Annotated in this window: 21 protein-coding genes; 12 read left to right on the forward strand and 9 right to left on the reverse strand. The window is 47.1% G+C overall.

What is annotated here, in order from left to right; all coding sequences use genetic code 11:
- Position 1: 1 nt before the first annotated feature.
- Positions 2–1,420, forward strand: coding sequence for a F0F1 ATP synthase subunit beta (gene atpD, locus H6849_03330; protein ID USO01109.1), 1,419 nt, complete (start codon positions 2–4; stop codon positions 1,418–1,420).
- An 11-nt stretch (positions 1,421–1,431) separates the two neighbouring features.
- On the forward strand, positions 1,432–1,857 hold the full coding sequence (atpC, locus tag H6849_03335; GenBank protein USO01110.1) for an ATP synthase F1 subunit epsilon: 426 nt from the start codon (positions 1,432–1,434) through the stop codon (positions 1,855–1,857).
- Positions 1,858–2,052: 195 nt separating this feature from the next.
- Here atpC and H6849_03340 read toward each other — a convergent pair whose 3' ends face one another.
- The 7 genes from H6849_03340 to H6849_03370 all read right to left on the reverse strand — a co-directional run bounded on the left by H6849_03340 (position 2,053) and on the right by H6849_03370 (position 8,112).
- Positions 2,053–2,961: a hypothetical protein gene (locus tag H6849_03340; protein USO01111.1), complete on the reverse strand. Its 909-nt coding sequence runs from the start codon at positions 2,959–2,961 to the stop codon at positions 2,053–2,055.
- Between the two features lie 11 nt (positions 2,962–2,972).
- Positions 2,973–3,557: a DNA-3-methyladenine glycosylase I gene (locus tag H6849_03345; GenBank protein ID USO01112.1), complete on the reverse strand. Its 585-nt coding sequence runs from the start codon at positions 3,555–3,557 to the stop codon at positions 2,973–2,975.
- Positions 3,554–4,312 (reverse strand): 23S rRNA (adenine(2030)-N(6))-methyltransferase RlmJ, encoded by a 759-nt coding sequence (locus H6849_03350; GenBank protein USO01113.1) that lies wholly within the window; start codon positions 4,310–4,312, stop codon positions 3,554–3,556. Before H6849_03350 ends, H6849_03345 begins: the two co-directional genes overlap by 4 nt.
- A 220-nt stretch (positions 4,313–4,532) precedes the next feature.
- Positions 4,533–5,219 (reverse strand): hypothetical protein, encoded by a 687-nt coding sequence (locus H6849_03355; protein ID USO01114.1) that lies wholly within the window; start codon positions 5,217–5,219, stop codon positions 4,533–4,535.
- A complete protein-coding gene (locus tag H6849_03360) occupies positions 5,186–5,806 on the reverse strand; it encodes a hypothetical protein (protein USO01115.1) in 621 nt (206 codons plus the stop codon). The genes H6849_03355 and H6849_03360 overlap by 34 nt, the downstream gene beginning before the upstream one ends.
- Positions 5,807–6,197: 391 nt before the next feature.
- Positions 6,198–6,710 (reverse strand): hypothetical protein, encoded by a 513-nt coding sequence (locus H6849_03365; GenBank protein ID USO01116.1) that lies wholly within the window; start codon positions 6,708–6,710, stop codon positions 6,198–6,200.
- Between the two features lie 232 nt (positions 6,711–6,942).
- Complete coding sequence (locus H6849_03370; GenBank protein USO01117.1) at positions 6,943–8,112, reverse strand: FAD-dependent monooxygenase; 1,170 nt, start codon at positions 8,110–8,112, stop codon at positions 6,943–6,945.
- A 112-nt stretch (positions 8,113–8,224) separates the two neighbouring features.
- Between H6849_03370 and H6849_03375 the strand changes: the two genes are divergently transcribed.
- From H6849_03375 to H6849_03385, 3 genes are all read left to right on the forward strand, one after another.
- Positions 8,225–10,057: an ABC transporter substrate-binding protein gene (locus H6849_03375; GenBank protein ID USO01118.1), complete on the forward strand. Its 1,833-nt coding sequence runs from the start codon at positions 8,225–8,227 to the stop codon at positions 10,055–10,057.
- A 156-nt stretch (positions 10,058–10,213) separates the two neighbouring features.
- Positions 10,214–11,035 carry an SURF1 family protein gene (locus H6849_03380; protein USO01119.1) on the forward strand — a complete coding sequence of 274 codons (822 nt, stop codon included), beginning with the start codon at positions 10,214–10,216 and terminating at the stop codon, positions 11,033–11,035.
- 72 nt (positions 11,036–11,107) lie between these two features.
- Positions 11,108–12,673: a thioredoxin family protein gene (locus tag H6849_03385; protein ID USO01120.1), complete on the forward strand. Its 1,566-nt coding sequence runs from the start codon at positions 11,108–11,110 to the stop codon at positions 12,671–12,673.
- A 16-nt stretch (positions 12,674–12,689) separates the two neighbouring features.
- On the opposite strand, the gene H6849_03390 is transcribed toward H6849_03385, so the two are convergent.
- Entirely contained in the window at positions 12,690–13,976 is a 1,287-nt protein-coding gene (locus H6849_03390) for an MFS transporter (protein USO01121.1), read from the reverse strand.
- A gap of 316 nt (positions 13,977–14,292) precedes the next feature.
- Positions 14,293–14,511 (reverse strand): hypothetical protein, encoded by a 219-nt coding sequence (locus H6849_03395; GenBank protein ID USO01122.1) that lies wholly within the window; start codon positions 14,509–14,511, stop codon positions 14,293–14,295.
- 59 nt (positions 14,512–14,570) lie between these two features.
- Between H6849_03395 and H6849_03400 the strand changes: the two genes are divergently transcribed.
- From H6849_03400 to H6849_03430, 7 genes are all read left to right on the forward strand, one after another.
- Positions 14,571–15,572 carry a hypothetical protein gene (locus tag H6849_03400; protein ID USO01123.1) on the forward strand — a complete coding sequence of 334 codons (1,002 nt, stop codon included), beginning with the start codon at positions 14,571–14,573 and terminating at the stop codon, positions 15,570–15,572.
- A 170-nt stretch (positions 15,573–15,742) separates the two neighbouring features.
- Positions 15,743–16,624, forward strand: a complete 882-nt coding sequence (locus H6849_03405) for a hypothetical protein (protein USO01124.1) — start codon at positions 15,743–15,745, stop codon at positions 16,622–16,624.
- 98 nt (positions 16,625–16,722) lie between these two features.
- Positions 16,723–21,396: a hypothetical protein gene (locus H6849_03410; protein USO01125.1), complete on the forward strand. Its 4,674-nt coding sequence runs from the start codon at positions 16,723–16,725 to the stop codon at positions 21,394–21,396.
- Between the two features lie 142 nt (positions 21,397–21,538).
- The gene (locus H6849_03415) at positions 21,539–22,669 is read left to right on the forward strand and encodes a Re/Si-specific NAD(P)(+) transhydrogenase subunit alpha (GenBank protein ID USO01126.1); all 1,131 of its coding nucleotides are present in this window, start codon (positions 21,539–21,541) and stop codon (positions 22,667–22,669) included.
- A 3-nt stretch (positions 22,670–22,672) separates the two neighbouring features.
- Entirely contained in the window at positions 22,673–22,945 is a 273-nt protein-coding gene (locus H6849_03420) for an NAD(P) transhydrogenase subunit alpha (GenBank protein ID USO01127.1), read from the forward strand.
- Between the two features lie 3 nt (positions 22,946–22,948).
- Positions 22,949–24,340 carry an NAD(P)(+) transhydrogenase (Re/Si-specific) subunit beta gene (locus tag H6849_03425; GenBank protein ID USO01128.1) on the forward strand — a complete coding sequence of 464 codons (1,392 nt, stop codon included), beginning with the start codon at positions 22,949–22,951 and terminating at the stop codon, positions 24,338–24,340.
- 29 nt (positions 24,341–24,369) lie between these two features.
- The gene (locus H6849_03430) at positions 24,370–26,532 is read left to right on the forward strand and encodes a UvrD-helicase domain-containing protein (GenBank protein USO01917.1); all 2,163 of its coding nucleotides are present in this window, start codon (positions 24,370–24,372) and stop codon (positions 26,530–26,532) included.
- The last annotated feature ends 6 nt before the right edge of the window (positions 26,533–26,538 follow it).

Raw genomic sequence — 26,538 nt, forward strand, 5'->3', positions numbered from 1 at the left:
AATGGCAACAAAACAACAGAATACAGGATCAATCGTACAAGTCCTTGGTGCGGTCATTGACGTTTATTTTCCTGAAAGAGTACCCGCGCTTTTGCATGCATTATCGATCACAATGCCAACAGGATCCATTACTCTTGAGGTGGCGAAACATATGGGAGATGGTGTCGTGCGTACCATTGCCATGGAAGTCACGGATGGTGTGGCTCGTGGCCAAGAGGTGATTGATACCGGTGAACCTATTAAAACACCAGTGGGCGAAGAAACCCTTGGGCGCATTGTGAATGTACTGGGTCAGCCCTTGGATGAGCGTGGCCCTGTAGCGGCTAAAGAGCATTGGGCGATTCATCGCAAAGCGCCGGATTTTACCCAACAGTCCACAGACGCTGATGTTCTTGAGACAGGAATCAAAGTTATTGATTTGCTTGCGCCCTATGTTCGCGGAGGAAAAATTGGTCTTTTCGGAGGCGCCGGTGTAGGCAAAACGGTTCTAATTATGGAGTTGATCAATAATATTGCTCGCGCACATGGAGGGTATTCAGTGTTTGCTGGTGTAGGCGAGCGTACCCGTGAAGGAAATGATTTGTACCATGAAATGATTCAATCTGGGGTCATTAATCTCGAAGGACAATCAAAAGCTTCATTGGTGTATGGTCAAATGAACGAGCCTCCCGGCGCCCGTGCGCGTGTTGCTTTGACGGCCCTTACACAAGCGGAATATTTCCGTGATGTGAAAGGTCAGGATGTGTTGTTGTTTGTGGATAATCTTTTTCGCTTTACCCAAGCAGGATCCGAAGTTTCTGCGCTTTTGGGACGCATTCCTTCTGCGGTGGGGTATCAACCCACACTCGCTACAGAAATGGGTGAGCTTCAAGAGCGCATTACCTCCACCCAGCACGGTTCTATCACAAGTGTTCAAGCCATCTATGTCCCGGCCGATGATTTAACAGATCCGGCTCCAGCGACATCATTTTCGCATTTAGACGCAACGACTGTGTTAAATCGGAAAATTGCTGAGCTTGGAATCTATCCTGCTGTTGATCCTCTGGACTCTAGTTCTCGTGCGCTTACCCCTGCCGTTGTGGGGGCAGAGCACTATGATGTTGCCCGAGAAGTGCAGCGCATCTTGCAATCGTATAAGTCCTTGCAAGATATTATCGCTATTCTAGGAGTGGATGAGCTCAGTGAGGAAGACAAGCTAATCGTTGAGCGTGCGCGGAAAATGCAGCGCTTCTTGTCACAACCATTCTTTGTGGCTGAGGTGTTTACGGGATCAAAAGGTGCGTATGTTCCTCTTGCGAAAACAATTGAAGCCTTTAATGCGATCATTGAGGGTGAGTGTGACCACCTTCCTGAGCAAGCTTTTTATATGACAGGTACACTTGATGACGTACATGATAAAGCAAAAAAATTGACGTCTTAAGGGTATATCGTATGTCGCATACATTTTCCGTTTCACTGGTGACACCGCAGGGCGTTATATTAGATGAGCAGGTGGTGAGTCTTTATGTCAGTGCCCTTTCAGGGGAAATGGAAATCTTATCGGGCCATGAGGAGATGGTTGTGTGCCTGGACTCGGGACCTGTTATTGTGCGTTATGGCGCGCAAAAGACTCAGTTTTTTTACGTTACTGGGGGTATTTTGGAAATTACGAATACGCAGACCTCTGTAATTTCTGAAGAAGCCACGCGGATTGATGCGCTTGATGAGGCTTCTTTGGAAAAAACAATTGCTGCTATTGAAGAGCGTAAAAATCGTTCTTCTGAAACCTATGCTAAGGAATCTCGTCATACAGATACACAGGCTATTCGTGCAAAGGTTGAGATTATTCGTCGTCTTAAGGGGAGTAAGGGCAGATAGTAAAAAGTACACCACGGAAAATAAGGTAATCTGATCCCGCTGTATGTTATAAGGCCTGTTTGCCGGGAGGATACACTATATTTCTCCACAGAAGGCCTCCTAATCCGTGCGTATGTGACGACTGTTGTGTTCGAAGGTGGAACGGCCATTAAAAGAGTCACCGCCGTTTTGGCTAATGCATTTCATCTTCCTCAATCATGACTTATGGGCATAAGTACCGGGATAAAACAATTGAGGTGAGCCCGTAGTAGTCGTGGGAATCCTGTGAGACAGTGTTGCTAAAACGATACCAAGTGTGCGTGTGGCGACAAGGGCCCGACGGGTGTCATTGCCAAGAAAACGTGCAAAGGGGAGTATCAACCAATAGACAGGAATGAGATAACGGCGTGTGGTACGTAGTTTCTCTATAACCGTGTCAGAATATTCTCCGTAATAACCGAGGATTTCTTGAAGAATTTTATGATCATTGTTGATAAAAGGAAGAGCGGCATACATAAATAGGAGAATGTCTCGAGCCTGTGCTTCGTATATATCCATGTGCCCGCAGAAAGCTTCACCCAAATCCAAGAAACTTACCCTCCCATTTTTGTAGGAGACGTCTTTTAGTAGAAGACGGCCGTGATACAGTCCCTTCGTGTGCAGGATTTTTATGGCCCGTACAACCTTCTTTAGAAGGCGGATACGTGTATCAGGGGATGTATCAATGCGCAGGAGAATTTCTACATTCATTCCGACATCTGTGAGTATAAGGGTATTTTGGGCACGATAAACAAGGCGAGGTACGCTGATGCCTGCTTGATGAAATGTTTGTAAGCGAGAAACTTCTTGGTTCATGAGTGCGGTGGGAGAGGTGAATACCTGTGGTTTGAGCATACGCAGGGGAATAAGCCACTGAAGGATGCGCATGCGCCAGACAACGGACTGGGCGAATTTCTTGCTTTCGGGACGCTTTACCCAGTAGGTTTTATCCTCATGTGTTATTTTACAGACAGATGATGTCGGACATTGGTTTTCGATAATTTCCTCCCATCCCCCATGGATAGGGGTGCCATATAGAAAGAACACAGCAAGACAGATAAAAAGAGAGGGATAGATACGTGACATGGTGAATTTCTTTATTGCTGCCGACACCAACAATCTACCAGATGATCATCAACCATGCCAACAGCTTGCATAAATGCATACATAATAGTACTGCCAACAAATGTCATCCCACGTTGTTTCAGGTCTTTCGAAAGAGCATCACTTTGTGGCGTTTTTGTGGGAACTTCCGCTACTGTTTTCCATTGATTGCGGATAGGGACGTTAGTGACAAAATTCCATACATAAGCATCAAAAGAGCCCCATTCTTTTTGAATTGATATAAAGCAGGAGGCATTTGTGCGTGCAGCATATATTTTGAGGCGATTTCTCACAATGTCTGGATTTTCACGCAAGTGTTCCAGCTCATTATCAGTCATAGCGGCTACTTTTCCAGGGTCAAAATGATGAAAGGCCTCCCGGTATCCCTCCCGTTTGCTGAGTATCGTCTCCCAACGTAATCCTGCTTGCGCCCCTTCTAGAATAAGCATTTCAAAAAGAAGGCGGTCATCGTGCAAAGGAATGCCCCACTGGGTATCGTGATAGTGTGCGTAGAGGGCTTGTCCGGTTTTATTTCCAAAGCAGCGTTTTTTCCCATCCTCCCTCGTAGTAGGTATCATATGGGTCTCTTTTCGATACGGATTATCCCGGATCCTAACATGCGTCCTCCTGGTATGTAAGGGGCTTGGCACTCATCAATCGTATAGTAATGGGGGGGTAACTGGCCGCTGATTATATCAATGATGCGGTTATGGCGACCCGCGCTGAGAATGGGATACCAAAGAATAAAAACACCTTGTGGCCATTTGTGGTGAGCCCTGATCAGTAAAAGCGGAATTGTATCGTACTCGGCTTTGATCTCATAGCTAGGGTCAACCAGCATCCCCCCGGCTGTGCCTGGTGGAGGCATTAAGTGAAGGAGTTCCTTGGTGATATCCTTGTGGCGAATAGCAACATTTGGATAGGTTCCCAAGACACGACGCAAATGTATAAATTCTTGTGGATGTAGCTCACAACATGCTATGCGATCATTTTTTCTGAGGAGATGTGCAGCAATAAGTGGTGAGCCTGGGTAGTGAGATACCCCACCTTGGGGATTAAATGCGTGAATGATATTTTTATACGTTTGATGAATATGGGAGTCAAACCAAGAAAGAGATGTTTCAAAACCCTTAAGAATACCAAAGGATGCTTCCTGGGTTTTGAGAGACTCTGGCGCATTAAGATCATAAAGCCCTCGTCCTGCGTGCGTATCTATCCAGAAAATTGATTGGTGGTTTTTATGTAGATCTCGCAGCGTAGCTATCAACCATAAGTGCTTGTGAATATCGGCAAAATTGCCAGCGTGATAGCAGTGTTGATAGCTTAAACTCATAGCGTGTATTTAGATCAAAGAGCGCCACTCTGTCAACGGTTCTTCAGTTGATATAATCAACAGAATGCCTTGTGTGTGAGTATGGAAACACCTTTTGTTTTCAACTTTTTCATGTGAATACATAGCGTAAGAGAACACAGGAATCCTGTGTGAAAGTAAATAAAGACCTCTTGTCCTAATGTTTTAGGGGCGGAATTTAGGGTTTTTATTGTACAAGGGCCTATGGCTTTTTTGCTTTCGCCTGGGTGATGAGAATAACATTTCTGCGTTCGGCGGGGCTTAGGGTAAGCTCTCCTTTGTGTGTGAGTCGCTTGAGAGTGTCTGCACTAGCCACAATGACCACTATTTTTTGATGGCGGGGGTCTATAATATTTGTACGTGTGGAATCCAGAACGGTAAAACCTCCATCAATCAAGGATGGTGCCTGAATGGGTGCTTGATCGCCGAGGTCAACACTGGCTGTATCAATAGAAGCAGTATGTATAATAGCTGCAGGTGGTACTGTCGTAGCGCTTCCCCATACAGCATACATAAAGGGACTTTCTGACATTCGGCTCAGAATACCCAGAGTTTTGTAAGGTAAAAAATTTTTATAAAAAACCTGTGTTTCACCATGTTCAGGAGATACTCCCCTATCGGATGCTCCACAGGGGAGTGGATAGGATCGATTTACTATGTAGTAGGTGCGGAAAGATCGCTTGATTTCCGCGCGTACTTGGTTGTATTGATGGGCTTTGATTCGCTGTGTTTGCACAGTGTTGTAACGCAAGCCCAGTGAAAGAATAACACCTAAAATAATGAGAGATACACAAGCCTCTATAAGACCAAAAGCCTGGTATTCCAGGGATAATAAGGCTTTGTGTCCGCGCCGAATTACCCCCCCCATAGACGAAAGTATACCGTGCATGCGCGTTCTCCTGATCGAAAATTAAGGCGGTCTTTGTGAGAAAGACATGTGTCAAGTCCTCGTCCATTTGCAATGCGGGTATTGCCAGATTGCGGGGCCCGAAGTCCCGATATTTTTAGAAACTTTTTTGCTTGGAGGGGGGTGAATGCGCCTCCATCAGTGTCCGAGCCGTTCACTGCACCCAAGACAAGCCAGACCCCCTTCCATCCAAATGGCCTCTCTTTGACGCTGAATGCCGCGTATTGAAAACTGGAATCTGGCATATGTATGTTTGGACGCAAAGGCCTATCAGGTGCGATGATATCGGGCAAAGACAGCATCTTGGCTTGAGAAAGGTGTAGCCAGAAAGCAGCGGCTTCACTTTTATGTGGGGCGTCAAGACCAGCACCACTTATGTGTCCGTCCCCTCTACCAACGGGGCTATCCTGACCAAATACTTGATCCGCCTCAGAAAAATTACCAGGGAGTGCATCAAACGTTTCAACGAACTGGATTACTGCCCCGCGGATAGTAGTATATTGACTGATGGCACTTTTGATGCGCGCATCATCGACGCCTCCAAAAAGTTCGCCCACGCTGTTGCGCAAGAAAAAACCGACAACGACAAGTGCTATAAGTATCTCGATTAATCCAAACGCTGGGAGAGTGGGAGTGAATAAACGTTTGATATGTGCCTGTATTAGTGAGATGAAATCACCTCTAATCTTAGGCCAACAATGGGGCGATGGCCGTGAAGATGTATGCATTAATGTGTGCTTACACTCATTTGATTGTAGGTAAGAACCTTTTGTCCTAATCCTACAGGATGGTTGACATGATATAAAGGGCTCTTTGTCTAGCATCACAAATTATTCGCACTACTTTTTTGTATCTTTGTCCCTTTGGGAAAAATGTCAACAGGATATAGTGAAATTTTAGGAAAACTACTTGGGATGATGGCACAAAAGGTAAAGTCTATAAAAAATAAGCCACAGTAGCCTATTTGCGAAAGCGATCAAGCTGGACAACCTTTTCCCCAGACAGGGTAGGCGGTGGCGTATCTATCGGGACCGAAGCGGTAGGCGTGCCTGCAGAAGTGATCTTGACCCCTCTTAATCCCTCATCGCGGGATGATGGGGTTCCATCCGGGTTTTCTCGCGTGGAGGGCACAAAGTGTAAGCCGAACTGCACGGAAGGATCGACAAAACTGATTAAGGCGCTAAAGGGAACTTCAATTGTTTCAGGTGCGTTATTAAAACTGAGTGTCACGGCGAATCCATCGCTGTTCACTTTGAGGTCCCAAAACATATGCTGAATAACAATGGTAATTTCATAGGGATGGCGCTCACGCAAAAAAGCTGGAATTTTGACATCATCTCTGTCTGTGCGAAAGGTAATATAAAAGTGATGGTCATTTTGTAAACCATCTTGCGCTACGCGTTTGAGGATGCGTGCAATAGATTCAAGGAGTGCTTCTTGGACTATTGCATCGTAATCAAATGGCATGCTCATGGGTTCCTCTCCTGCCGAATAAACAATACGATCTTTTCATTGCCCCAATACCAGACCCTTAAGAATGTTTTTATAAAGTTTTTCACTAGGACAAAGGGGCTACACTTATATCGCGAAGTGTTCTTAGTTAAGAACTATTTTTTTGCCAAACTGGCATTGCACCATATTACGAGCCATTCTATTAAAGAATAGCAAATTGTCAACATGGTTTTTGGATTTCCACAATCCGCCTTTAGGCCCCCGCTCGTTCAGTAAAGAGCCATTTGATAGATGGTGATAGGTTGATCAAAGACATTCCCACTTGCCGCATACATCGAATCCCAGGGGTTTTTAGGGCAAAAATCCGGATAATTCCATCTGTTGCGTGGAGCATGATGCGTCGGTCGGTCATGCGGGCATTCTGAATTGTACATAACACTGTGGGAATATCACCGTCTACAGACATCTGTGCGATGTTATCATATATCGCACGAACATCTTTAAGGCCGTAGTTTAATCCTTGTCCTGCTACGGGGTGTATAGTCATGGCTGCGTCTCCACATAGCATTACCCGGTTCCGAGCAGGCTGAGGGGAAAACGTTGCCACTAGGGGAAATGAGGAGAGGGGTGTATCTAAGGTGTAGGTTCCGTAATCCGGAAAAAGCTCTTCCAATTTATGGGTAAAAACATCCATACTCTGACGGACATAAGAGTCTCCCAAGCGTTTTGCCATAGAAAATACACAGGCCGATTTATTGCCCTGAAGAGGCAAAAATGCCAGCGGGCCCAAAGGTGTGAACACTTCAACGGCCCCATTATGATGAGGTTTTGTATGCGTGACATTGCATATGAGGGCTGCGTGGTCATAAGAAAATTTTTCCTCAGAAATTTCAAGTAAACGCTTGATCATAGAGTTTTTTCCATCAGCGGCAAAAACGACATTGCCGCGAAGCGTTGTTTTGTGAGGGCCTTTTTGCTGAAGTGTTAGCGTGACGGAATCACTGTCCTGGTGAACATGTGTAACGGCTGTTTCGGTTTGGTATGTAATCTCAGAACAATCCCGCACAGCCTTGTGTAAGACCTGACAGAGTGCCGTGCTGGGTATCATGTATCCGTGCAAATTTTCGCCTGAACTTCCGTGGCGTACAGGATGATCAAAAAGAACCCCCCCCAGACTTCCGGATTCTTGCACGCGAATCGTATGAATGGGGGTTGCATGGGGTTTTAATTGCTCCCACACCCCCAAATCACGTAAGAAATCAGCATTTCCGGCACTCAATGCATAGACGCGAGAATCGTTTGCTTTATCAAAAAGCGCGAGACCTTTTTCAAGAAGAGTGGTGGGAATGCCCCCCCGTGAAAGGCTTAAGGCCAGGGCCATTCCAACGGGGCCTGATCCAACAATGAGCGCGTGTACAGACATGCATTGGGTTTTCGTTTGCAAGGATATGAAATACTAACACACTGTGTAAAAGTTGACAGCTCATCTTTGATATTTTAATGCTTGTGTAAAAGATCGTGCTGAGTAGTCTTACATGGGTATAAGAGTTGCGGTTGTTGCGTACCTATTTCTGATAAGTGTTTCAGGAGTAAATGGTGAACAAAAAGACAGGCTGTATGGAAAAAATCCGTACTTGACTTTGATGGCTTCTCCGCAGATTCCCGCATCAGCCACACACCTACCAGCAGCCAATCCTCATGCCTCTATGGGACGTGATACGCACTTGCGAACGATCGTGATTGGCAATGCCTTCGATTGCTTGTTTCCCTTTGCAAATAAAGGAATTCCTGCTTGTGGAAATGGGATTACTGACGAGCCTTTGGTATTTGAGCGCCTCATGTACCGTAACCCTGATGAGCCGTTTACCTTTTATCCGTGGTTGGCATCTTACGTAGAAGTGGCCCCGGATAACAGTTGGGTGCGATTCTCGTTAAATCCTCAAGCAACGTGGGCAGATGGAAAGCCTGTCAGTGCAGAGGATGTAGCGTTTACGTGCGAGGTGCTACGTACCCAAGGCCGCATCATTTTTCGCAATCTGTACGCATCTGTTGCACGGATTGTTGTTGAAAACCCTCATACGGTACGCTTTGTTATGAAAGCATGTGATCACCCCACGGAGAAAGGGAAAACATACTACTCTCGTGAAAACATCATGGTCCTAGCGGGGATGACAGTTCTACCCAAGCACGTTATTGGCCCACGCCACCTAGATGAGATTGTTCAAGAGAAACTGCCTGGAAGTGGTCCATACGCTTACGGTATGGTTGTCAATGGAAGGCGTATTAGTTACGTACGCCGTTCTGATTATTGGGGCGATCGTGCGAGACTTATGATTGCCAAGGGGCGGTACAACTTTCAGAAACTGACGTTTACATATTTTCGCGAAGCTAATGTGGGGTTTGAGGGTTTGAAAGCAGGTGAAGGCGATTTTTTTATTGAAGAAAATATCCGCAGGCGCTTGCGTGGGTATACCTTTGATCGATTCACACGGGGTGATGTTACCTTGACGTGCGCTTCAAACGTGCAACCGAAGTCAATGCTCGGTTTTGTCATGAACACGCGTCAGTTTCCCTTTGATAACTATCACTTCCGCAAGGCGATGGTGCTGGCGTGTGATTGGGGGTGGATAGCACATAATCTTTATGGGGGAGCTTATGTGCGTGCGAATAGTTACTTTATGCACACGGATTTTTCTGCCTGCGCAGGTGACACGTTGGTAGCGGGTAGTTCTGTTGCGCAGGTAAAGAAAGCTCCACCGCTTCACATAAAAAACCCTCGCCGCCGTCATCAGCGTGTAATTCGACTCTTAAAGCGAGCAGGATGGATTATTAAAAATGGGATCTGTGTTTCTGAAAAAACCGGCGTACCTTTGGAAATGAGTCTTCTTCTTGAGGGCGATGAGCATAAACCGGAAGCTATTGCCTATGCTCGTAACCTTAAGGCCTTCGGAATCACTTTGACAATTCACAGAAAAGATTCCGCGCAATATTGGCGGAAAGTCTTGGCTTTTGACTATCAAATGACCGCTTTTCGGTGGACAGGGTCTCAGTCTCCTGGGGCCGAGCAACGTAATCGCTGGACAACAGAATCTGCAGACATAAAAGGGTCTTTGAATTTTGCGCAGGTACGCGATGGACAGGTTGATCAGGCGGTCCGCCTTCTTTTGGGGTCACAAACTTACGAAGAACAACGGTCCGCTGCTCAGATGCTTGATCACCGATTGTTAAGCCTTTATCTTGTTGTGCCACTGGGTCATCCCGCACAAACATGTGCGTTGCATGCGTCCAACCTTACATTCCTCACAAAGTCTGATCGACTAAAAATCCCGGAAAAAAGTTTCTGGTGGGATCAAACTGCATCACACTAGTCTAGAAAACCAACACAGCGTTTTTAGCCATTTTAGCCAACGATCGTTGATATTAGACACAGGCAAGAGGGGTGCATCTTGTTGACGTAGGGTTACTATTGGTATTTATATGGTTTTATGGTTTACGTTACACATGACTGAGGAGCCGCTGATAAGATGAATCAGAATTCGGGAACTTTTCCCCGCACACTCCTTGTTTTGATAGTGATGCTATACGGCGTATTGAGCTATCTGGGGATTTGGCAAATCAAGCGTCACCATGAAACGCAAAACGCCATCATCCGCGTGCATGCGAATCAACGTGAACCCATTGTGGATCTGGATGGTGTTTTGACATCGGTAGCTGCACGTGCTGTTGTTGAGGGTGATGATTTGCGCACCAATCACTACTATCGACGGGTGCGCATTAGTGGAACATTTCAGCATGATCGAGAAATGCACGTATATCCCCGCTCTCATGAAGTTTCCTACGGTATCAAAAAAGCGGGGTTTGATGTGGTGACTCCCTTTCAATTGGAAAATGGCACGCAGATACTCGTCAATCGCGGCTGGGTTCCTGTTGATATTGCCCGGGATCAGTTCATGCGTGTTCAAATTGATCGCCCTGAAGGAGAGATAGTGTTGATGGCCACTATTTTGCCTGTTCCGCGTAAATCGTGGTTTAGTCCTGATAATAAACCTTCTAAAAATCAATGGTTTAAAATTGATTATCACGAAATTGTGAAGCATACAGGAATGCATCATTTGATGCCGGTCTATGTCATGTGCGAACCGTATCAGCTGAATGGTGACTTATCGCCCCAAAATCTCATACAATTTCCAATAATGCTTGGGTATAAAGTCAATATTAGAAATACGCATTTGATGTACGCGGGGGTATGGTATTTTCTGAGCTTCGTTCTTTTGGGAATGGCATTGGCTTATTACCGTCGGTGGTATCACAGAGCCGACACACATCACACGAGTTTTTTCGTGTAAAATTCAACAGAATTGGATACACTGCACGAAGGCAATCGTTGCAAAGAGTGTAGGGCAGTGAGGGTATTTATCGTGAACCGATACATGCTGTTAGTAGGATGGCTAGTGTTCTTGAGCGCCGCTTCTGTTCCGCTTGTGGCAAAGCCTGTAGACCCTGTGAGTTTTACCCTTCAGCTAATCCCCGCGCACTCCCCCACGCAAGAGTACCTTGATGTGAAGCTTGTTTTCCATATTGAAAGTGGCTGGAAAATTCTTCACCCTGATGGTCAGGCTGTTGACGGTATTGCGCCTCGCATTACAACAGATCAAGGAAAAAATATCCGTGATCTCACAATTACATGGCCCCAATCTAAGAGACCTTTGCGTGATGGAGCGTCGGTTACTATGCGTGTATATCCCCACGATTCGAAGATTCCCGTGGATTTCATTATGCGAATTGTTTTTTCGATTTGTCGGGAGGAATGTCGTTTTTTTGATGAAAAATTGGCAACACTTTTACCATCACTGCAGGATTACCAGAGGGGGATAACAAGTCTTCCACCAGTGCCGCTGAAAGAAGTAATGCCCTCTGTTGGGGGAAGCATCGGTATTATTCTTCTGATGGCACTTTTGGGAGGGTTTATTCTGAATTTTATGCCCTGCGTGCTGCCGGTTTTATCTTTAAAGCTGATGGCATTGACTAAAGGAGATTTTTCCCGGGAAAGCGTCGTTAGAAAATCTCTGGCCACGTTTGCGGGGCTTATGGTGTCTTTTTGGCTTTTGGCAGTGGCAGTGATATTTTTGCGCAAATTTGGGGTTCATGTTGGGTGGGGAATGCACTTTCAACAACCGGTTTTTGTTGGCATCATGATGATTGTCTTGATAATTTTTTCGCTCAATATGTTCGGGGTATTTGAGTTTCGGCTTCCTCTTTTTATGGGGATTAATTTTTCAAGGTTTAGAGACACGCTGTGGCGGGATTTTGGATTGGGCTTTTTGGCCACAGTATTAGCGACACCATGTTCCGCACCGTTTTTAGGAACCGCGGTGGGCTATGCTTTGACACATGATGCGGCCACAATTGTGGCTGTATTTACATTTCTCGGAGTAGGATTTGGGATTCCTTATCTTGTAATAATCCTGAAGCCCACTCTTTATCATTACCTTCCGCGACCGGGACCCTGGATGCAACGGTTGCGTATTATTCTGGGTGCTAGCCTTCTCGTGACGGTTATCTGGCTGAGCACCGTACTGGTGGGGGAAATTCAGACAGAAAACACGCATTCAGGTGAGTCTACCGTCATTGATGCAAAAAAGCGTATCCATATCTTTTCACAGATATTACTCGATACACTGATTGCAGAAGGAAAAACAGTTTTTGTTGATATTACTGCGCGTTGGTGTGTGACGTGTATCGCGAATAAAAAATTCATTCTTTCAGATAGTCGCCTTATTCAAGATTTTAAGGATCAACAAGTCTTCATTTTACAAGGAGACTGGACACGTCCATCTTCGGAAATTACTCGTTTTATTAACAATCACGGTCGTTATGGTATTCCATTTAATGCTATTTACAGTCCCAAATGTCCTCACGGTTATGTTTTTCCTGAGGTTTTAACGGTAGAGGCCATTCGGTCGCGCGTAAAAATGTGTCGTTAGTATCGCTTCGTTCCTATCAGGAAGAGGGGCGATCAGGATGTGTTTCCTTAATAAAAAAAGCAAGGAAAAAGGCCCCCAGCGTTGAGAGAGGAACAACATACAGTGCAGCATGATAATCCATGTATGTGTAGATATAATCAGCTGGTAAAAGGCCTCCACGAGTGGCGTGACTTTCAATGAGATGTCCAACAAGGGGGTGATAAATAGGTCCTGTCATCATAACAATCGCATTTACCATCGCTACGGACACACCGCTCATAGAACGCGGAACAATCTCACAAATAGATGAAAAAGTAAGGATTTTTGCCGTATAAACAAGGCCTGCCAAAAAAAACAGAACATACATTCCCATCAGCGGTATATCGGCAATAAAAACAATCATAGCATTTGTAGCAAGGGCTAAGACTGAGCCAAGAACCATGGGGAATCGCCGACTACGCCATAAATCAGAAATAGCTGTGAACAAAGGACTTCCTGCGGCTGCTCCTGCAAACATGCACGTAATCGCCATGGCAGCCATTTTTTCAGTCGATTGGGTGGCACGTTCCACAAAAGGGACTCCCCACGCTTCGCCCCAGACAGTAATAGGTACGTACATAAGCATGCTATAAGTCCCTATAATCCAGGATTGTGGGTTAAGCATAATAGTTTTGAGATTTACCAAAGGGTGATTGTGCGTGCCTGTGGATTTAGGGCAAGACAGAAATTTTTTGGGTGGTGGTGCGTGAGGAATGAATAAGAGAAGAAGAAGACCCATCACGACCCCCAGTCCTGCAAGTGTCACAATACATGCATGGGGGCCTACAGCATTTACATATAAACTTAAGGGGGTCCCTCCCAGAACAGCTCCTAAAGTACCGCAGAGCATAGTAAGGGCGATTGCGCGCGCCAGGAAACGTGTAGGGAGCCAAAGTGTTGCCAGCTTGACGCAACTCATGAATCCGCACGCTGAGCCCATGCCCATCAAAAAACGTCCAATCCATGCAACGTAAATATTTTTTGCAACAATAAAGAGTAGACACCCTATTGCACATAAAAGTGAAGCACTTGATACAAGATAGCGTGGTCCCCAACGGTCAATCGCAAGCCCCAGAGGAAGTTGCATAAGGGCGTATGCCCATCCATAGGCAGAGATAATTACTCCAAAAGAAGCCGTGTTCAGATTAAGAATATCCATGAGCTCATCATGCAAAATGTTGGGAAAAACACGGACAATAAATTGGTAACAAAAAAAAGCACTTCCAAGAGCGACGGCGCACCATCCTCTGCGGATCATTGTCTTTTTGTCTGGGTTTTCGGACATTACAAACTCTAAGAATCTTATGAAGTTTTTGCAAAAAGGAAACCAATCGTCAAATTAAAAATAACATTTTTCTGATTTTCTGAGGATAGATAAGTATAAAAAATTAAGATTTTATTATGATTCTTTATTTATAATAAAAAAAAATATTTTTTCCCATGAGAAATTACATACGATTTTTTTTACTGTTACTTTTAAATATTTCTGTATATTCTAATCTTCAGGCAAAAGAGTCGATTGTTTTTTTTCAATCATCACATGCAGGAGTTAGTCAAGATTTACCTTTTGTAGTTACCAGCTCTAATAGACGGGCAAGTATTCAGGCAGCCCGGAAAAAACGCGCAGAAGAACGCCAAAAGGCCCGAGAAGCTGCAGCAGCAAAGCGCAAGGCCGATGCGGCAAAGCGCAGGGCTGATCGTGAAAAGAAAACTGCAAATAGAAAGTCTTCTACAAGGAGTAAATCTACTCGTCCTCGTATAAATCGTACTTCTAACCGCACCTCAAAGAGTACTAAGTCAAATACACGTTCTGCGCGCACTGCTTCTAAAAAATCTACCAGGCCCACACGCAGCAGTAAAACATCGGTGAGTTCTTCGCGTGGTGCTAAAAAGAGGGCAGCTCCAGCTCGTGGGGGTTCTAAGAAAAGGGCAGCTCCGGCTCGTGGGGGTTCTAAGAAAAGGTCAGCTCCGGCCCGTGGGGGTGCTAAAAAAGATTCAGCTCCGGCTCGCGGGGGTGCTAAAAAGGGGGCAGCTCCGGCCCGTGGGGGTGCTAAAAAGAGGGCAGCTCCGGCCCGTGGGGGTTCTAAAAAAGGGGCAGCTCCGGCTCGTGGGGGTGCTAAAAAAGATTCAGCTCCGGCTCGTGGGGGTGCTAAAAAAGATTCAGCTCCGGCTCGCGGGGGTGCTAAAAAGGGGGCAGCTCCGGCTCGCGGGGGTGCTAAAAAGGGGGCAGCTCCGGCTCGCGGGGGTGCTAAAAAGGGGGCAGCTCCGGCCCGTGGAGGTTCTAAGAAAGCCGTCCGATCAGGGAAGAAAGATAATGAACCAGGCGATGATTCCGCCCGCGACAAGAAATCTGGCGGTTCGGATCAAAAGGGTTCTCGCAAAGGAAAAAGGAAGAAACAATCAGACAATAGCCCTGACAGCGATGAACCAGGCGATGATTCCGCCCGCGACAAGCAGTCTGGCGGTTCGGATCAAAAGGGTTCTCGCAAAGGAAAAAGGAAGAAACAATCAGACAATAGCCCTGACAGCGATGAACCAGGCGATGATTCCGCCCGCGACAAGCAGTCTGGCGGTTCGGATCAAAAGGGTTCTCGCAAAGGAAAAAGGAAGAAACAATCAGACAATAGCCCTGACAGCGATGAACCAGGCGATGATTCCGCCCGCGACAAGCAGTCTGGCGGTTCGGATCAAAAGGGTTCTCGCAAAGGAAAAAGGAAGAAACAATCAGACAATAGCCCTGACAGCGATGAACCAGGCGATGATTCCGCCCGCGACAAGCAGTCTGGCGGTTCGGATCAAAAGGGTTCTCGCAAAGGAAAAAGGAAGAAACAATCAGACAATAGCCCTGACAGCGATGAACCAGGCGATTTTTATGAATTAGATGAAGATTCCTACGATTTAGAGGGTAGTGATGATATTGAAGGTCCTCAGGAAAAAAGCTTTTTCGGTTCAGGTGAAACTTTTTCAGGCCTTACAGAAAAATCAAGTACTCTTGCTCAGCAAGCAAACGCTTCTACGGGAGGGCTTCTGGGACACGTTGCTAGGGGTATCGTGCAGGATGTTGTTCCTCAGAACATGCAGGAAGTTGCTGGGGCTGGGATGGCAGGTGATACCCAATCATTAGTTGGTATGGCAGCAGGTGTCGCTCCAGAAGGTTTTGTGCAGGACTATGCAAACAGTTATGCAGAAGGTGGTATGGAGGGATTCCAGCAAGAAAGTCTTGGTATGGCAGCGCAGGTAGTTCCGGGAAGTGCTGGAAATGCGATCGAAGCGTATCAGCAAGGTGGCATGGAGGGATTCCAGCAAGAAAGTCTTGGTATGGCAGCGCAGGTAGTTCCGGGAAGTGCTGGGAATGCGATCGAAGCGTATCAGCAAGGTGGCATGGAGGGATTCCAGCAAGAAAGTCTTGGTATGGCAGCGCAGGTAGTTCCGGGAAGTGCTGGGAATGCGATCGAAGCGTATCAGCAAGGTGGCATGGAGGGATTCCAGCAAGAAAGTCTTGGTATGGCAGCGCAGGTAGTTCCGGGAAGTGCTGGGAATGCGATCGAAGCGTATCACCAAGGTGGTATGGAGGGATTCCAACAAGAAAGTCTTGGTATGGCAGCGCAGGTGGGGGAATATGGATTCCCACAAGAATCATGGAACAAAAGTTTTGAGCATAACGAGGGTAGTGAATTTGGGACTAACGGGATGTTCGGTCTCAATGCCGGACATGATGAAGGTTTTTACGAAGACCCCAACGCCGGCCACGGTTATGAACCCTATCAAGATTCCAATGCCGGATATGATGAAGGTTTTTACGAAGACCCCAACGCCGGCCACGGTTATGAACCCTATCAAGATTCCAATGCCGGATATGACGAAGGTTTTTACGAAGACCCCAATGCCTTCTATGGTGAGGGTTTTGACCAAAATTATGCTGGTGAGTACTAAGCCCTGAGGAATGAAGGGACATTTCAATTATATTATTCATAATATCTTAACCAAACAATTCTACACTAAAGAAAACCACATTGTTTTGAGAGAGTATTATGCGTAAAAAAACAAGTGTCCTTTCAGTATTTTTAGTATCATTGAGTCTATTTGGTTTTTCTCATGCTGTGGTGAAAGCTGAACCTTCTTCAGCGGCTCCTCGTCCTGTGCAAGCAACGGCGCGCAAACGTCCTACCGGTCCTGTTGGATCTCGTCCTGTCACAATGAACTATTTGGCAGCGGCTAAGCGTGGGTCAGCGGCTCCTCGTCCTGTGCAGGCAACGGCGCGCAAACGTCCTACCGGTCCTGTTGGATCTCGTCCTGTCACAATGAACTATTTGGCAGCGGCTAAGCGTGGGTCAGCGGCTCCTCGTCCTGTGCAAGCAACGGCGCGCAAACGTCCTACCGGTCCTGTTGGATCTCGTCCTGTGATGCCGTCTGGAATGGCTGGTCAGATTGCCAATTTTGATCGTAGCACGTTGCGTTCGGCTGGTTCTCCTGTGCCTTCTTCTGTGCCTTCTTCTGGTGGAGAAAAGCAATCACTGCGCACAGCGGCCAATGCGATGAAGTTTAATCAGATGATGGCAAAGCGCCAGGATGCTCAACAGGGTGCTCAACGCTTATCTGCAGGTAATCGTGGTATGAACCTTGCTGTTCCTAGCACTGCGGGTAGTTCTGCTTCTGGGAGGCAGGCTGGTCCCAGAGGCCCCAGAGGTATGGACATTGCATCACCAAGAGGTGCTCCTTCCGCACCGATTGATTTCCGTGCACTGCAAGCGCAGGCAGCAGCCAAGCGTGCCGCCCAAGCGCGTGCAGGCGATGCGCCTTCTCGTCCTGTGATGCCATCTGGAATGGCTGGTCAGATTGCCAATTTTGATCGTAGCACGTTGCGTTCGGCTGGTTCTCCTGTGCCTTCTTCTGTGCCTTCTTCTGGTGGAGAAAAGCAATCACTGCGCACAGCGGCCAATGCGATGAAGTTTAATCAGATGATGGCAAAGCGCCAGGATGCTCAACAGGGTGCTCAACGCTTATCTGCAGGTAATCGTGGTATGAACCTTGCTGTTCCTAGCACTGCGGGTAATTCTGCTTCTGGGAGGCAGGCTGGTCCCAGAGGCCCCAGAGGTATGGACATTGCATCACCAAGAGGTGCTCCTTCCGCACCGATTGATTTCCGTGCACTGCAAGCGCAGGCAGCAGCCAAGCGTGCCGCCCAAGCGCGTGCAGGCGATGCGCCTTCTCGTCCTGTGATGCCATCTGGAATGGCTGGTCAGATTGCCAATTTTGATCGTAGCACGTTGCGTTCGGCTGGTTCTCCTGTGCCTTCTTCTGTGCCTTCTTCTGGTGGAGAAAAGCAATCACTGCGCACAGCGGCCAATGCGATGAAGTTTAATCAGATGATGGCAAAGCGCCAGGATGCTCAACAGGGTGCTCAACGCTTATCTGCAGGTAATCGTGGTATGAACCTTGCTGTTCCTAGCACTGCGGGTAATTCTGCTTCTGGGAGGCAGGCTGGTCCCAGAGGCCCCAGAGGTATGGACATTGCATCACCAAGAGGTGCTCCTTCCGCACCGATTGATTTCCGTGCACTGCAAGCGCAGGCAGCAGCCAAGCGTGCCGCCCAAGCGCGTGCAGGCGATGCGCCTTCTCGTCCTGTGATGCCATCTGGAATGGCTGGTCAGATTGCCAATTTTGATCGTAGCACGTTGCGTTCGGTTGGTTCTCCTGTGCCTTCATCTGTGCCTTCTTCTGGTGGAGAAAGGCAATCACTGCGCACAGCGGCCAATGCGATGAAGTTTAATCAGATGATGGCAAAGCGCCAGGATGCTCAACAGGGTTCCCAACGTTTATCTGCAGCTAATCGTGGTATGAACCTTGCTGTTCCTAGCACTGCAGGTAGTTCTGCTTCTAGCAGGCAGGCAGGTCCCAGAGGCCCCAGAGGTATGGATATTGCATCACCAAGAGGTGCTCCTTCCGCACCGATTGATTTCCGTGCACTGCAAGCGCAGGCAGCAGCCAAGCGTGCCGCCCAAGCGCGTGCAGGCGATGCGCCTTCTCGTCCTGTGATGCCATCTGGAATGGCTGGTCAGATTGCCAATTTTGATCGTAGCACGTTGCGTTCGGTTGGTTCTCCTGGTTCTCCTGTACCTTCATCTGTGTCTTCTCCTGGTGGAGAAAGGCAATCACTGCGCACAGCGGCCAATGCGATGAAGTTTAATCAGATGATGGCAAAATTAGCCGCACAACCTAAGAATGAGCTCCCTTCAACGCCGGAAAAAGAAACTCTTGAAGCTCTTAGCGATGGCGTTAAAGTCGATGTTGTTGCTGGCACAAAGCACATCAGTATTGCAGGATCTTCTCCATGGAGAATTGTTGATGCGGATACCGGCGAAGTTCTTTCTTCCCCCGAAAAAATATCAGAAAAAGAAAGTAAGATTGGGGAGCTTGAGGCCAAACTTGAAGAAGCTCGTCGTGCGGAAGAGGACGCAGAGAGAAAAATGATTCAAGCAGTCACACGGTCTACAGGAGTTTTTGCAAGTGTTGAAACAGAAAAAGCAAAACTGCTTGCTCAACAGGCTCAACTTCAAGCCAGAACAGCTCGTTTACAGAGTGCTCATCAGCTTGCAACTGAGCGCACAGCGCGCGCAAATGCAACATTAAAGTCTGCTCAAGTACAGAGTGAGGCCTTTGAGTCAAAGAGAGAAGCTGCAGAGGCCAGATTGTCACAGCTGCGCGAAGCTTTGGAGAATGCCAAGAAATCGGAAGCTTCCTCACAGGAGTCAGTAGCAGAAATTAATGCAAAACTTGCGGAGGTAGAGTCCGAAAGGACCCGGCTTCTTTCACAGAGTATGGCGCTTAGAAGGAGTGCGATGCTTGTTGAAATTAAGCAGCGGAAAATAATAGATGATATTGCAAGAATTTCAGAGGAAAACAAGCGTATTGAAAGAGAAAAAAATGCCCTTGAGGCTCGGCAAAATAATATTGCAGATGTTGTCGCTGCCCGTGTTACGGAGCACTTAAATTCTCAACAGAACACGAGACAACTGAGCCTGGAGTCTCATCCTAAAAATCCAGCAGTTTCTACAAAAGAAATTGTGTCAACCATGTCACAAAAGGAAAAGACGGCATTGAAACGGTTGGATCCTGCCCAGCGTATGAGAGCTGTGGCGCTGTTAAAAGCCAGGGCTGCAAAGGCAAAAGCCCGTACCCGGCAATCTATGGGCCGTTCTGAAGAGGCACTGCCAAACACCGATTTTTTGGAAGAAGAGGAATTATTGTTAGAGGAAGAGGAACTTGACTTAAATCCCGAGCAAAAGACGGCATTGAAACGGTTGGATCCTGCCCAGCGTATGAGGGCTGTGGCGCTGTTAAAAGCCAGGGCTGCAAAGGCAAAAGCCCGTACCCGGCAATCTATGGGCCGCTCTGAAGAGGCACTGCCAAACACCGATTTTTTGGAAGAAGAGGAATTATTGTTAGAGGAAGAGGAACTTGACTTAAATCCCGAGCAAAAGACGGCATTGAAACGGTTGGATCCTGCCCAGCGTATGAGAGCTGTGGCGCTGTTAAAAGCCAGGGCTGCAAAGGCAAAAGCCCGTACCCGGCAATCTATGGGCCGCTCTGAAGAGGCACTGCCAAACACCGATTTTTTGGAAGAAGAGGAATTATTGTTAGAGGAAGAGGAACTTGACTTAAATCCCGAGCAAAAGACGGCATTGAAACGGCTGGATCCTGCCCAGCGTATGAGGGCTGTGGCGCTGTTAAAAGCCAGGGCTGCAAAGGCAAAAGCCCGTACCCGGCAATCTATGGGCCGTTCTGAAGAGGCACTGCCAAACACCGATTTTTTGGAAGAAGAGGAATTATTGTTAGAGGAAGAGGAACTTGACTTAAATCCCGAACAAAAGACGGCATTGAAACGGTTGGATCCTGCCCAGCGTATGAGAGCTGTGGCGCTGTTAAAAGCCAGGGCTGCAAAGGCAAAAGCCCGTACCCGGCAATCTATGGGCCGCTCTGAAGAGGCACTGCCAAACACCGATTTTTTGGAAGAAGAGGAATTATTGTTAGAGGAAGAGGAACTTGACTTAAATCCCGAGCAAAAGACGGCATTGAAACGGCTGGATCCTGCCCAGCGTATGAGGGCTGTGGCGCTGTTAAAAGCCAGGGCTGCAAAGGCAAAAGCCCGTACCCGGCAATCTATGGGCCGTTCTGAAGAGGCACTGCCAAACACCGATTTTTTGGAAGAAGAGGAATTATTGTTAGAGGAAGAGGAACTTGACTTAAATCCCGAACAAAAGACGGCATTGAAACGGTTGGATCCTGCCCAGCGTATGAGGGCTGTGGCGCTGTTAAAAGCCAGGGCTGCAAAGGCAAAAGCCCGTACCCAGCAATCTATGGGCCGCTCTGAAAAAGGTGTAGAGCAGGAAACTCCCTTTGTTCCTGCGGCTGTTTCATCATCACGAACAGAAATCATGGTCGATGACGGTGGATTGGATCTCCCTGAAAGCTTCCTTGATGCCGAAAATGATGAGAATGAGGAAGAAGTTGCCCTCGAGGTTGAGGAAGAGTTGGAAGTTGAGGAAGAGTTGGAAGTTGAGGAAGAGTTGGAAGTTGAGGAAGAGTTGGAAGTTGAGGAAGAGTTGGTTACGCCAAAACCCGCTCCTATCCCTAAAAAAGAAGGACTTGGTTCAATTCTGGGCGGATTACTTGCAAATGCTGTTGATCAAGCCGTGTCTAGGTAAAAAAGAAAATTTTTTGTTCTCTAAAAGCCCGTGCTTTCTCGGGCTTTTTTATCTGTGGTGATGCCCGAGAGTTTTTAGGATGGTAGGCTCGTCAAAGACAATGTAATGTGTTAGAAATTTATAACATTCACACGTCATACGCATGGCTATTTTTGTTACTAAAGAAACAGTTCCTGGTGAGGCAAGAGTATCCTTAACCCCTGATATTGTAGGAAGTTTGATCAAAAAAACCCCTGTTTATGTACAGAAAAGTGCGGGTGACTCGGCGGGATTTTCGGATGATGCCTATCGTGCGGTAGGGGCATTGTGTGTGGATAGTCCTAAGCAAACAGCTGGTGTTACGCACGTTGTTGGTGTAACGCGGCCAGCGGCAGATAGTCTGGGAATTAGCAAGTTTGTTGCGTTGTTTGATCCAACCACCGTTTTTCTGGGGACGTATGGTGTTTTGGGTGGCGATCAAACGGTGATGAGAGCGTCTTGGCAGAAGCAAACTGTGTATTCGCTTGACCTTATTCCCCGTATTAGTCGCGCACAAAGCATGGATGTTCTTTCATCCCAGGCCAATATGGCAGGGTACCGTGCTGTTCTTGAGGCAGCTTCTTGCTATGGTCGCTCGTTTCCCTTGATGATGACAGCTGCAGGAACCGTTTCGCCCGCAAAAGTTCTGGTTTTGGGTGCCGGGGTTGCTGGCCTTCAGGCTATTGCAACGGCTAAAAGATTGGGAGCGGTGGTCAGTGCTTTTGATGTACGTCCGGCTGTTAGAGAACAAGTACAAAGCCTCGGTGCTACATTTATTGCCGTTGACGTTGATGTCACGGATGACGAAAAATCGGGATATGCCACAGAAATGTCGGCTGCGTATAAAGAGCGCCAATCACTGAGAATAGCAGAGAGTGTTGTTAAAAGTGACATTGTTATTACAACAGCCCTCATCCCAGGAAAACAAGCTCCGCGTTTGATTACGGATGAGATGGTAGCATCTATGCGTCCAGGAAGCGTGATTGTTGACATGGCTGCTGGATCTGGGGGTAATTGTTCTTTGAGTAAACCGGACGCGGTAGTGGTCGTATCAGGAGTTACCATCGTTGGGTATACTAATTTATCCTCACGCCTGGCCCAAAGCTGTAGCTTGCTTTATGCCAAAAATGTATACAACTTTCTTCAGCTCATGTGGGACCCAGATACCAAGAGCTTTACCACGGAAACGGATGAAATTGTCAAGGCGGCCTGTGTTCTTCATGAAGGAAAAATTGTCTATGGAAAGGGTTCTTAGGTCATGCTTTATGAGGCAATAACTATTTTTATTTTAGCAATTTTTGTCGGTTATTTTGTGGTGTGGAACGTCACCCCAGCATTGCATTCACCTTTGATGGCTGTGACAAATGCCATCTCAAGCATTATTATTCTTGGGGCATTGATTGGGTGTGCTGATTCTTTCTGGGGGTGGGGGAAAATCTTCAGCATTTTGGGCGTTTTTCTTGCCGCCATTAACATTTTTGGTGGATTTGCGGTTACCCAACGTATGCTTAACATGTTCAAAAGGAAATAGCCGATGATGGGACTGACCCCGTACGTTTACCTTGTATCTGCCATTCTTTTTATTTTGGGACTCCAGGGGCTATCCTCTGCCCGCACAGCCGTGCGTGGCAATCGCTATGCAATTGTTGGGATGGTCATTGCGCTTGTGGCCACCGTGTGGCAATACAATCTTGGATATGAGCCAGCTGTGTGGTGTGCTTTGGCTGGTGGGGCGCTGATTGGCCTACGTGTGGCGCAGCGCATTCCGATGACAGCCCTGCCCCAGCTCGTGGCGGCATTTCACAGCTTGGTAGGCTTGGCGGCTGTGTATGTCGCGATGGCTGCATTTATCAATCCTGTCGCCTTTAATATTCTTGATCATGGACATATTCCCCTTGGATCACTTGTGGAGATGGGCTGCGGGCTTGGAATTGGAGCCCTTACCTTTACAGGATCGTTGGTTGCTTTTGGCAAGCTTCAGGGATTTTTGCGTGGTGCTCCGTTACGGTTTTTGGGTCAACATTACCTTAATTTTGCTCTTGGAATAGTCCTGGTCGTGAGTATTGTGATGCTTTCAACAACAGAACACAGTTCTTATTTTACTATGGTCGCGTGCTCTGGATTAGCTCTTGGGTTTTTACTTGTACTCCCTATTGGAGGTGCGGACATGCCCGTGATTGTCTCAATGTTAAACTCCTACTCAGGATGGGCAGCTGCAGGTATTGGGTTTACATTGCATAATGACCTTCTTGTGATAGTGGGGGCGCTTGTCGGATCCTCAGGAGCTATCTTGAGCTACATTATGTGCAAAGGTATGAACCGTTCATTTATAAGTGTTATCCTTGGTGGAGCGGGGACATCCACTTCTGCGCAGGCAATGATTCGGGGTGATCGCACGGCGCAATCAGGTGCTCCTCAAGATGCTGCTTTTATTATGGAAAATGCGCAAGATATCATCGTTGTTCCTGGATATGGTATGGCGGTGGCCCAAGCCCAACATGCGTTACGAGAAATGGTATCGGTATTAAGAGAGAAAGGTGCACGCGTCCGGTTTGCGATTCACCCAGTAGCAGGACGGATGCCAGGACATATGAATGTTCTCCTTGCAGAGGCCAATATTTCCTATGAAGATGTGTTTGAACTTGATGACATTAATAGTGACTTTGGCGCATGTGATGTCGCATTTGTGATTGGTGCGAATGATGTAACAAACCCAGCCGCACGAACAGATTCGACAAGCCCTATTTTTGGCATGCCCATTTTGGATGTAGATAAAGCAAAGACAATTCTATTTGTGAAACGCTCACTGTCACCTGGTTATGCGGGTATTCAGAATGAATTATTTTTTCATGATAAAACCATGATGCTTTACGGAGATGCAAAAAAAGTATGTGAAGAGATCACAAAAAGTGTTGAAGGGATGTGATGGAACTGCCAACAAGAGGATGCTCAACAATGGCAACTGATGCATCAGGGAACTCCCTTGATCTTGCTACACTGAACCCTCAACAAAAAGAAGCGATTCTTCATGTTACCGGACCACTTCTTGTGCTAGCGGGAGCTGGAACGGGGAAAACCCGTGTTCTTACAACACGTTTGGGGAACCTCATCACACACCAAAAGGTACCACCAGCGAACATCCTGGCAGTGACTTTTACAAATAAAGCATCGCATGAAATGCGAATGAGGGTGGAAAAAATGATTGCCTATCCCACTTCAGGGCTTTGGATTGGCACTTTTCATGCACTGTGTGTGCGAATGTTACGCATTCATGCGGAGCGTGTGGGGCGTACAGCAGGTTTTTCTATTTTGGATACAGATGACCAACAGCGTCTTATCAAGCAGCTCCTTGAAGCGGAAAATATCGATATTAAAAAGTATCCCCCACGCTTGATTCTTTCGATCATCAGCCGATGGAAAGATAAAGCACTCACAGCTGAAAAAATTACCCAACACGAGGGAGGATCTCCTGCTGCGCATGTTTATCCTCTTTATCAGGCCCGTTTAAAAACACTCAATGCTTTTGATTTTGGTGATCTGTTGATGATGGCACTAGAACTATTCGCACGCTACCCTGATGTTTTAGAGCGGTATCAAGCACAATTTCAGTATGTTTTGGTGGATGAATATCAAGATACAAATACGGCACAGTATCTGTGGTTGAAAGCGCTGGCGGGATCGTCACACAATATTTGCTGTGTAGGAGATGAAGACCAATCCATTTATGGTTGGCGTGGGGCTGAAATTACCAACATTCTGCGATTTGAGAAAGATTTTCCAGGGGCAAAAGTTATTCGCTTGGAACAAAATTATCGTTCTACAGGGCATATTTTGGGGGCTGCGTCAGGGTTAATCGCAAAAAACAAAGAGCGCCTGGGGAAAGAGCTGTGGACGGAGTATGACGCTGGTGCCAAAGTACAGCTGAAAAATGTGTGGGAAAGCGAAGAAGAGGCTCTCTATGTTGCTGATACGATTGAATCTATCCAACGCGCAGGAGAACATTTAAGTGATACGGCTGTTCTGGTGCGTGCCGCTTATCAGACGCGTGAATTTGAAGAACGGTTTTTAATAGCTGGTATCCCCTATAAAGTTGTGGGAGGTGCACGGTTTTATGAACGTCAAGAAATTCGGGATGCCATCGCGTACTTACGCTTGATAGCGCGCCCAAATGATGGCATGGCATTTGAGCGCATTGTAAATGTACCCCGACGCGGGATTGGTGGGGCAACCCTTCAGGTGTTGCATACAACAGCGCGCCATGCACACTGGTCATTACCAGAAGCTGCTCTACAGCTCATCGAAACGGATGAGTTAAAAGCAGGAGTTCGTACAAAATTGCGGGATTTTTTCGGTTTTATTCATCGCATGCGCGGGGTCATGCGTGAGATGGCACCGGCGGAATTTGCGAAAGTAATGCTTGAAGAGTCTGGCTATGTGAGTATGTGGCAGAATGATAAGTCACCTGATTCTCCGGGGCGCCTGGATAACTTAAAAGAGTTGGTCACAGCACTTGAGGGCTTTGAAAACATTGATGGTTTTCTTGATCATGTGAGCTTAGTCGCGGATAATCTGGCGAATGCGCGTACAGATGTTGTAACGGTTATGACATTGCATGCCGCAAAAGGTCTTGAGTTTTCTCACGTTTTTCTCACGGGATGGGAGGAGGGAGTTTTTCCTAATCCGCGTGCATTAGATGACCTTGGGCGTGCGGGTCTTGAGGAAGAGCGTCGCTTGGCCTATGTTGGCTTAACGCGAGCACGTCGCAAGGCATATATAACCTATGCTGTGAATCGCCGTATTCAAGGGCGTTGGCAAAGCAACCCCCCTTCGCGCTTTATTACTGAAATACCTCCTCATCATATTGAAACACACGGAAGCCTTGCATGTAATCCAAGGAGCACCTCGTACACACATATGCCAAGCCGCGCGCCGTCATTTTCACAGCGTAGATTTGTACGTTCGTCCGAGAGTGATTACACAGTTGGTGAGCGTGTGTTTCATGATAAATTTGGTTACGGGCACATCAAATCCGTTGAGGACGACAAGTTGTCGGTATTTTTTGATCATACGGGGTTGAAAAAAGTGTTGGCCAGTTTTTTAACCAAAGCACAAGGATAAATCGTA

This window comes from Alphaproteobacteria bacterium (assembly GCA_023898725.1).
Taxonomy (GTDB): domain Bacteria; phylum Pseudomonadota; class Alphaproteobacteria; order JAUHZC01; family JAUHZC01.

Excerpts from the sequence above, each read along its gene's own strand:
- H6849_03340 (USO01111.1), bottom strand. The coding sequence starts at position 2,961 with ATGTCACGTATCTATCCCTCTCTTTTTATCTGTCTTGCTGTGTTCTTT.
- atpC (USO01110.1), top strand. The coding sequence starts at position 1,432 with ATGTCGCATACATTTTCCGTTTCACTGGTGACACCGCAGGGCGTTATA.
- atpD (USO01109.1), top strand. The coding sequence starts at position 2 with ATGGCAACAAAACAACAGAATACAGGATCAATCGTACAAGTCCTTGGT.
- H6849_03425 (USO01128.1), top strand. The coding sequence starts at position 22,949 with ATGATGGGACTGACCCCGTACGTTTACCTTGTATCTGCCATTCTTTTT.
- H6849_03375 (USO01118.1), top strand. The coding sequence starts at position 8,225 with ATGGGTATAAGAGTTGCGGTTGTTGCGTACCTATTTCTGATAAGTGTT.
- H6849_03355 (USO01114.1), bottom strand. The coding sequence starts at position 5,219 with ATGCACGGTATACTTTCGTCTATGGGGGGGGTAATTCGGCGCGGACAC.
- H6849_03420 (USO01127.1), top strand. The coding sequence starts at position 22,673 with ATGCTTTATGAGGCAATAACTATTTTTATTTTAGCAATTTTTGTCGGT.
- H6849_03410 (USO01125.1), top strand. The coding sequence starts at position 16,723 with ATGCGTAAAAAAACAAGTGTCCTTTCAGTATTTTTAGTATCATTGAGT.
- H6849_03430 (USO01917.1), top strand. The coding sequence starts at position 24,370 with ATGGCAACTGATGCATCAGGGAACTCCCTTGATCTTGCTACACTGAAC.
- H6849_03415 (USO01126.1), top strand. The coding sequence starts at position 21,539 with ATGGCTATTTTTGTTACTAAAGAAACAGTTCCTGGTGAGGCAAGAGTA.
- H6849_03380 (USO01119.1), top strand. The coding sequence starts at position 10,214 with ATGAATCAGAATTCGGGAACTTTTCCCCGCACACTCCTTGTTTTGATA.
- H6849_03350 (USO01113.1), bottom strand. The coding sequence starts at position 4,312 with ATGAGTTTAAGCTATCAACACTGCTATCACGCTGGCAATTTTGCCGAT.
- H6849_03390 (USO01121.1), bottom strand. The coding sequence starts at position 13,976 with ATGTCCGAAAACCCAGACAAAAAGACAATGATCCGCAGAGGATGGTGC.
- H6849_03365 (USO01116.1), bottom strand. The coding sequence starts at position 6,710 with ATGAGCATGCCATTTGATTACGATGCAATAGTCCAAGAAGCACTCCTT.
- H6849_03370 (USO01117.1), bottom strand. The coding sequence starts at position 8,112 with ATGTCTGTACACGCGCTCATTGTTGGATCAGGCCCCGTTGGAATGGCC.
- H6849_03345 (USO01112.1), bottom strand. The coding sequence starts at position 3,557 with ATGATACCTACTACGAGGGAGGATGGGAAAAAACGCTGCTTTGGAAAT.